We start from the raw sequence: 7,243 nt of genomic DNA, 5'->3' as shown, positions 1-7,243 counted from the left end.
GGAACACCGCTGGGCCAATATCAACTGGGGCTATCAGGTGGTAGGCCGGTTTCAGTCACAGGCCGAAATCGATAATTACAACGTCAACAACGACGGACAGGGCAACCGCACCCAGTTGCCGGGCGATTTCATCTACAAGGATGTCAACGGCGATAAAATCATCAATGAGCTGGATGAACGACCCATTGGTTACGCCGAAGGAGCCAACCCGTACGTGAGTTTTGGTATCAACAGCAGCGTATCCTGGAAAGGCTTTACCCTTCAGTTCGATTTCGCTGGAGCTACTATGCAGACCTTCCAGCGGAACTGGGAGATGAAGATTCCTTTCCAGAACAATGGCACATCACCAGCCTACATCTTCGAAGATCGCTGGCACCGGCAGGACCCATTCAACCCCGACAGCCCCTGGGTGCCTGGTACGTATCCGGCCGTTCGGAAGGATAACCCCAGTCACGTCAACTTCCGCAAGAGCGATTTCTGGTTAACCAACGTAAGCTACATTCGGTTGCGTAACCTGGAACTGGCCTACAATATTCCATCACCCGTACTCAAAAAGCTGAAATTGTCGGGCCTGCGGGTGTACGTGAATGGTACCAATCTCTTCTCCTTCGACAACGTCAAGAGTTTCGGAATTGACCCCGAAATCTCTTCCGGCAACGCCCTGGTGTACCCACAACAACGCCTCGTAAATGCTGGATTTAGTCTGAATCTCTAAAAGCTACTTCAATGAAATTATCGTATAAACACTTTGTGCTGGCGGCCGCGGTATTCGCCGCTTCCAGTTGCCAAAAAGGAGACTGGCTGGAGCGGAAATCGCCCACGCTGATTACGGAAGAACAGGTATGGAATGATCCGAAAATGATTACCAGCCTGCTAGCCAATTACTACGACCGTTTGCCCGCCCACGCCGAGCTGGAAGGGGGCTGGGCCGAAATGGCTGCCTACGACGAGGCTATGTGGTCGGGCAACAACGATGATCGCAATAACATCATCGCGTATCCGTTCGATCGCTGGCGTCTGTGGGATTACGGCCTGATTCGGGATATCAACCTGGCCATGGAAAGTATCGAACGCTACGGTACCAGCCTGTCGGCTACGCAAAAAAGCCAGTTTGCGGCAGAGTTGAGGTTTCTGCGGGCGTATCAGTATTTCGAGTTGGTGAAACGCATGGGCGGTGTACCCATCGTGACGAAGCAATTGGTGTATGATTTCAGCGGCAATCCGGAACCCCTGCAACAACCCCGTAACAAAGAAGAAGAGGTCTACGATTTCATTGCCTCCGAACTCGACGCGGTGAAAGATCAGCTGGGCAATGCGGGTAGCAATACCCGGGCCAACAAGTATACCGCTCTGGCTCTGAAAAGCCGGGCTTTACTCTACGCCGCTTCCATTGCCAAGTACAACAACCAGATGAGTTCGCCCATCACTTTGCCCGGAGCTGTCGTAGGAATTCCCGCCGCCCGAGCCAGCCAATACTACACCCAATCGCTGGCCGCCGCGAAGGAAATTATTGCTTCCGGAGCGTATTCGCTGTATCAGACGAACCCGAATCCGGGCGAAAATTTCTTCGAAGCCATTACCAAAAAACAGAATAACAAGGAAGTCATTCTGGCCAAAGATTACCTGGTATCGAAAGATAAACGCCACAGCTTTTCGTACGATAACATTGCCCGTGGCATTCGCGAAGATAACCTGGGGTCTTCGGCCGTGACGCCAACGCTGAATCTGGTGGAAGATTATGAGTACCTGGATGGTAGTTCTGGTGAACTGAAAAACCGTACCGCCGATAATGGTGACTACATCTACTACGATCGTCCGCAGGATATTTTCGCTAATAAAGACGCTCGCTTATACGGAACCATCATCTATCCGGGAACGACGTTCAAAGGCCAGGATGTACAGATTCAGGCGGGTGTGAAGGTTTGGAATGGCACCACTTATCAGACGGTAGAATCCAACGTGTTGGGTGCTACGCATACGGATGGAAAATTACTGACGGGTACCTCCGGTCCGCAACGCTCGCAGACGGAAGTTTCCAATACCGGTTTTTACCTGCGGAAATACATTGATCCAGCGACGATGTCCAGTACGCGGGGCATTCGAAGCGACATGTGGTGGGTGCGTTTCCGGCTGGGTGAGGTGTACCTCAACGCCGCCGAGGCTGCCTTTGAACTCGGTCAGACGGCCGATGCTCTTCAGTATCTGAATACCCTGCGGCAACGGGCCGGTTTTGCGGCAAATGCTTTAAAGACGGTGACGATCCAGAAAATTCAGAATGAACGTCGGGTGGAGCTGGCCTTTGAGGATCACCGCGTCTGGGATCTGAAACGCTGGCGAATTGCCCACGAAGTTTGGAACGGAAGCACTACTAACCCCGACGCCATGGCGTACGCTCTGTATCCTTACCGCGTGGTACGGCCCGGCGATCCTCGGGATGGCAAGTACGTGTTCGACAAACTGGTAGCTCCCCGGTACCGGGCTCCGCGTCAGTTCCAGATGGGAAATTACTACTCGTCCATCGATCAGACCGTGATTAACAATAACCCTAAAATTATTCGAAACCCCTTCCACTGATATGAAAACGCTTTTTTATGGATTACTGGCCCTAGTACTCGGCCTGGCAGGTTGTGCTAAGGATAATTTCGATGCTCCGGCTTCGGTATTACAGGGACGGGTTATCTACCAGAATCAGCCCGTTGGCGTACGCAGCAATGGCGTTCAGCTTGAACTCTGGCAGCCAGGCTTTCAGGTATACACCAAAATTCCCGTATACGTAGCCCAGGATGGCTCGTTTGAGGCTACCCTTTTTGATGGCGATTATAAACTCGTACTCCTGCGAGGCAATGGGCCCTGGGTGGATAATAGTGATACAGTTCGGGTATCCGTGCGGGGGAATACGCAGGTTGATGTGCCCGTGCAGCCTTACTATACCGTCAGTGGGGAGCAGTACAGCAAAGATGGTAACAACCTCCTGGCCACGGCAAAGATCAATGGCGTGGTCACGACTCGGGCCATCGAGCGGGTGACGTTTTACGTCGGAGCTACGCAGTTTGTGGATGTCAATAACAATGCCGGACGCGTAGACCTGACGGGTACGGCTCTGGCTGATCTGAGTAAAACCTTATCTTTTACCTTGCCTCTGCCGACGTCTTTGGGCAAAAATTACGCGTATGGCCGAATCGGTGTAAAAACCGCCGGAGTAGCCGAGCTGCTGTACTCGCCCGTGCAGGAAATTAAATGGTAAGGATTGGCGTAGACACCCCAATTGTCCCGGACTAAAACGTTTCCAGAAGACCCTACTCATTCTATAGTATTGTGACAATCGTTAGAATGAGTAGGGTAATTCCGTTTCGTTTTCTTCGGAGCGTTTAGTGGCGGCTGAATTAGACCTTTTATTCGTCTATATTGACCGAGGAGAATTATCGCTGAAAGCCCTACGACTACGCGTATTAACCACTATTTTGACTATATTTTTTTAGATTTATTAGAAGAAGGTCAAAATAAAGGAATAAACAGATAAATCATAGGGAGTTAGAACCTTCTTCATCTTCTACTTTTGAAGGTAGTATATTAGCGTCGAACAAGAATCCCTCGCATAAAAGCATCGAATTATTGCCTTGACTTACTATGAAAAAAACACTTACTACGTTAGCCTGTGCGTTGGTTTCCAGCTGGGCGGTTGCCCAAAATCAGCTCACGATCAGTACTTCTTCGGAAAACGTTATCATTGATAAACACATTTACGGCCACTTTGCCGAACACCTCGGACGCTGTATTTACGACGGTATCTACGTAGGTGAAAAGAATACAAAAATTCCCAATCAGAAGGGTATCCGCAACGATCTGGTTGATGCCCTCAAGAAATTAAAAATTCCCAATCTCCGCTGGCCCGGTGGCTGTTTTGCGGATACCTATCACTGGAAAGATGGTATTGGTCCCAAGGGTAAGCGTCCGTCTATGGTTAATACTTGGTGGGGTGGAGTAACGGAAGATAACAGTTTCGGTACGCACGACTTCCTCGACTTGTGCGAACGTCTGGGAGCGGAGCCGTACCTGGCAGGTAACGTCGGTAGCGGAACGGTTCAGGAACTGACCGAATGGGTACAGTACGTGAACTTCGAAGGCAAAAGTCCCATGTCGAACCTGCGGCAGGAAAACGGCCGGGCAAAACCCTGGAATGTCAAATACTGGGGAGTCGGTAACGAAGCCTGGGGCTGCGGTGGTAACATGAAACCCGAATACTACGCCAACGAATACCGTAAGTACGCCACCTTTATGCCGGATGGCAATGGAGCCAAGTTGTTCCGAATCGCCTCCGGGGCTAATTCCGCCGACTACAACTGGACGGAAGTACTCATGCGGGACATTCCCCATGAATTGCTGGCGGGGGTGGCTCTACACCATTATTCAGTAACGAACTGGCAGAAAAAAGGCCCTTCCACGGAATTCGACGAAAAACAGTATTTCGGCACGATGAAGCAGGCTTTGTTTATGGAAGAACTCGTACAGAAGCACAGTGCCATCATGGACAAGTACGACCCGAAGAAAAAAATAGCCCTGGTGGTGGACGAATGGGGCGGTTGGTACGAGGTAGAGCCAGGAACTAATCCGGGTTTTCTGTACCAGCAGAATACCATCCGGGATGCCATGATTGCGGGCGTAACCCTGAACATTTTCCATAACCACGCCGACCGGATTCGGATGGCCAATCTGGCTCAGGTTGTGAACGTACTCCAGTCGGTTATCCTGACGAAGGGCGAAAAGATGATTCTGACGCCTACGTACCACGTCATGGAAATGTACAACGTGCACCAGGACGCAACCCTGCTACCCGTTCAGTTGAAAAGCAACGATTACAACTTCGAATCAGATAAGCTGAAAGCCGTTTCGGCGTCGGCATCAAAAGATAAAAGTGGTTTGACGCACGTATCACTGGTGAACATTGATCCGAAAAAAGAGCAGGACATCGCCGTGGATCTGAAAGGAATGAACCTGAAAACGGTAAGCGGTCGGGTACTGTCTTCCGGCAAATTGCAGGATTACAACACCTTCGAAAATCCGAACAAAATATATCCGGTTGCGTTCAACGGAGCGAGCCTGTCGGGCAATCAGCTGAAGGTAAAACTTCCTCCGGCGTCCGTCGTCGTACTGGAACTCAAGTAAACAACATTAACCGCATACGTAATGCAAAAGTGGTATACAACCGTGTTGGCTCTGGGTTTAGCCGGACAGGTACTAGCTCAGAATCCGCTGGTGGTGAAAGTGAATCAGCCTAAAGCAGAGATCCAACCGACCATGTGGGGTCTGTTTTTCGAGGATATTAACATGGGAGCCGACGGCGGTTTGTACGCCGAACTCATCAAAAACCGCTCTTTTGAGTTTGAGTCTCCGATGATGGGCTGGAAAGAGCAGAAAAACCCGAAAGCAAGCGTGCTGGTACTCAACCGGCAGGATCAGCCCGAAAACCCCCGGTTCATTCGCGTGAAGACCGAAGGTGGGAAGTACGGGTTGACCAACGAAGGTTTTCGGGGGATGGGCGTCAAGCAGGGCGTCGGCTACGATTTTTCGGTACTCTCGCGAAACGTGGAGGGAAACCTGACACTGAAACTCGAACTCGTCAAACCCGACGGTCAGGTACTCGGCACGGCTTCGTTACCCCTGAATAGTACTGACTGGAAAAAGCATTCCGTACGTTTTACATCGAACGGTACCGAGCCCAAAGCCAAGCTCAATGTCTGGTTTGAGGGCACCGGAACGGCCGATCTGGACATGCTTTCGCTTTTCCCGAAGGACACCTGGAAAAACCGTCCGGGCGGCTTACGGGCCGATCTGGTCCAGTTGTTGGCCGATATGAAACCCGGTTTTCTGCGGTTTCCCGGTGGCTGTATCGTGGAAGGCATGGACCTGAGTAATCGGTATCAGTGGAAGAAGACGGTCGGACCGCTGGAAGTCCGTGAAGTAGCGATCAACCGCTGGAACAAGGAATTCAAACACCGCCTGACGCCCGATTATTTCCAGACGTTTGGACTGGGTTTCTTCGAATATTTCCAACTGGCGGAGGACCTTGGGGCCGAGCCCCTGCCCATTCTGAATTGCGGCATGGCCTGTCAGTACAACACGGCGGAAGTAGTACCGGTCGAGGAACTGGATCCGTACGTACAGGATGCCCTGGATCTGATTGAATTCGCGAATGGATCGACGGATACTAAATGGGGAAAACTCAGAGCAGACATGGGGCACCCGGCTCCGTTCAATCTTAAATTGCTGGGGGTCGGTAACGAGCAGTGGGGACCGCAGTATATTGATCGGTACGTAGTCTTTGAAAAAGCCATCAAGTCCAAATACCCGGAGGTTCGCCTGATTTCGAGTGCCGGACCGAATCCGGATGGGGAAGTATTCGGTTTTCTCAACGGGAAATTACGATCGCTGAAAGCCGACATTATCGACGAGCATTACTACCGCAAGCCCGAGTGGTTTCTGGAAAACGCGACGCGTTACGATGATTACGACCGCAACGGTCCCAAGATTTTCGCCGGAGAGTACGCGTCTCAAAGTAAAGATGTGGCCAGTCCTGAGAACCGGAATACTTGGCTTTGTGCCTTATCGGAGGCGGCTTTCATGACGGGTCTGGAACGGAACGCCGATGTTGTCCATATGGCCTCGTACGCTCCGCTGTTTGCCCACGCCGACGGTTGGCAATGGACGCCTGATCTGATCTGGATGAACAACCTGCAATCGTACGGAACCCCCAACTACTACGTGCAGAAGTTGTATTCGACCAATAAGGGTACCAAAGTGCTGCCCATCCTTTCCAATAATCAATTGATTACGGGCAAGGAACAACTGTACGCATCCGCTACGTGGGACGAACCGACGAAAGAGGTAATTCTGAAACTCGTCAACGCTTCCAATCAGTCGCAAACGCATACGGTCAATCTGGAAGGCGTCAAAAAGCTGGAAAATAAAGGCAAACGATTTACGCTGAAAAGCAGCGAACCGGGAGCCGTGAATAGCTTTGATCAGCCCAAGCAGGTGAGTCCGACGGAGGAAGAGCTGGCCGTAAAAGGAACCAAGCTCAACCTGACACTGGCTCCGCAGTCATTCACGGTCGTACGGGTAAAAGTAGTAAAGTAGTACTTGTTCTGTTGGTGCTCATGCAAGGCCGGGTTTGGTAATCCCGGCCTTCTTTTTATGCCGACTACAAGATTGAAATTCAGATTTCCTACGCTAAACCTCTGGACTA

At 51.1% G+C, this 7,243-nt stretch carries 4 protein-coding genes and 1 pseudogene; all 5 read left to right on the top strand.

Annotation, left to right across the window (positions count from 1 at the left end; genetic code table 11):
* Positions 1-715: pseudogene (locus tag ACOJTG_RS09545) on the top strand (SusC/RagA family TonB-linked outer membrane protein); the annotation flags it as partial.
* Positions 716-726: 11 nt separating this feature from the next.
* Positions 727-2,574 carry a RagB/SusD family nutrient uptake outer membrane protein gene (locus tag ACOJTG_RS09540; RefSeq protein WP_420153610.1) on the top strand — a complete coding sequence of 616 codons (1,848 nt, stop codon included), beginning with the start codon at positions 727-729 and terminating at the stop codon, positions 2,572-2,574.
* A 1-nt stretch (position 2,575) separates the two neighbouring features.
* The gene (locus ACOJTG_RS09535) at positions 2,576-3,244 is read left to right on the top strand and encodes a DUF3823 domain-containing protein (RefSeq protein ID WP_420153609.1); all 669 of its coding nucleotides are present in this window, start codon (positions 2,576-2,578) and stop codon (positions 3,242-3,244) included.
* A 383-nt stretch (positions 3,245-3,627) separates the two neighbouring features.
* Positions 3,628-5,163: an alpha-N-arabinofuranosidase gene (locus ACOJTG_RS09530; RefSeq protein ID WP_420153608.1), complete on the top strand. Its 1,536-nt coding sequence runs from the start codon at positions 3,628-3,630 to the stop codon at positions 5,161-5,163.
* Positions 5,164-5,184: 21 nt separating this feature from the next.
* Positions 5,185-7,134 (top strand): alpha-L-arabinofuranosidase C-terminal domain-containing protein, encoded by a 1,950-nt coding sequence (locus ACOJTG_RS09525; protein WP_420153607.1) that lies wholly within the window; start codon positions 5,185-5,187, stop codon positions 7,132-7,134.
* Positions 7,135-7,243: the final 109 nt, after the last annotated feature.

This window comes from Siphonobacter sp., from assembly GCF_048595215.1.
Lineage (GTDB): Bacteria > Bacteroidota > Bacteroidia > Cytophagales > Spirosomataceae > Siphonobacter.
The sequence above is the reverse complement of the archived record's forward strand: the minus strand, read 5'-3'. Positions and strand labels throughout refer to the sequence as shown.

Excerpts from the sequence above, each read along its gene's own strand:
- ACOJTG_RS09540 (WP_420153610.1), top strand. The coding sequence starts at position 727 with ATGAAATTATCGTATAAACACTTTGTGCTGGCGGCCGCGGTATTCGCC.
- ACOJTG_RS09535 (WP_420153609.1), top strand. The coding sequence starts at position 2,576 with ATGAAAACGCTTTTTTATGGATTACTGGCCCTAGTACTCGGCCTGGCA.
- ACOJTG_RS09530 (WP_420153608.1), top strand. The coding sequence starts at position 3,628 with ATGAAAAAAACACTTACTACGTTAGCCTGTGCGTTGGTTTCCAGCTGG.
- ACOJTG_RS09525 (WP_420153607.1), top strand. The coding sequence starts at position 5,185 with ATGCAAAAGTGGTATACAACCGTGTTGGCTCTGGGTTTAGCCGGACAG.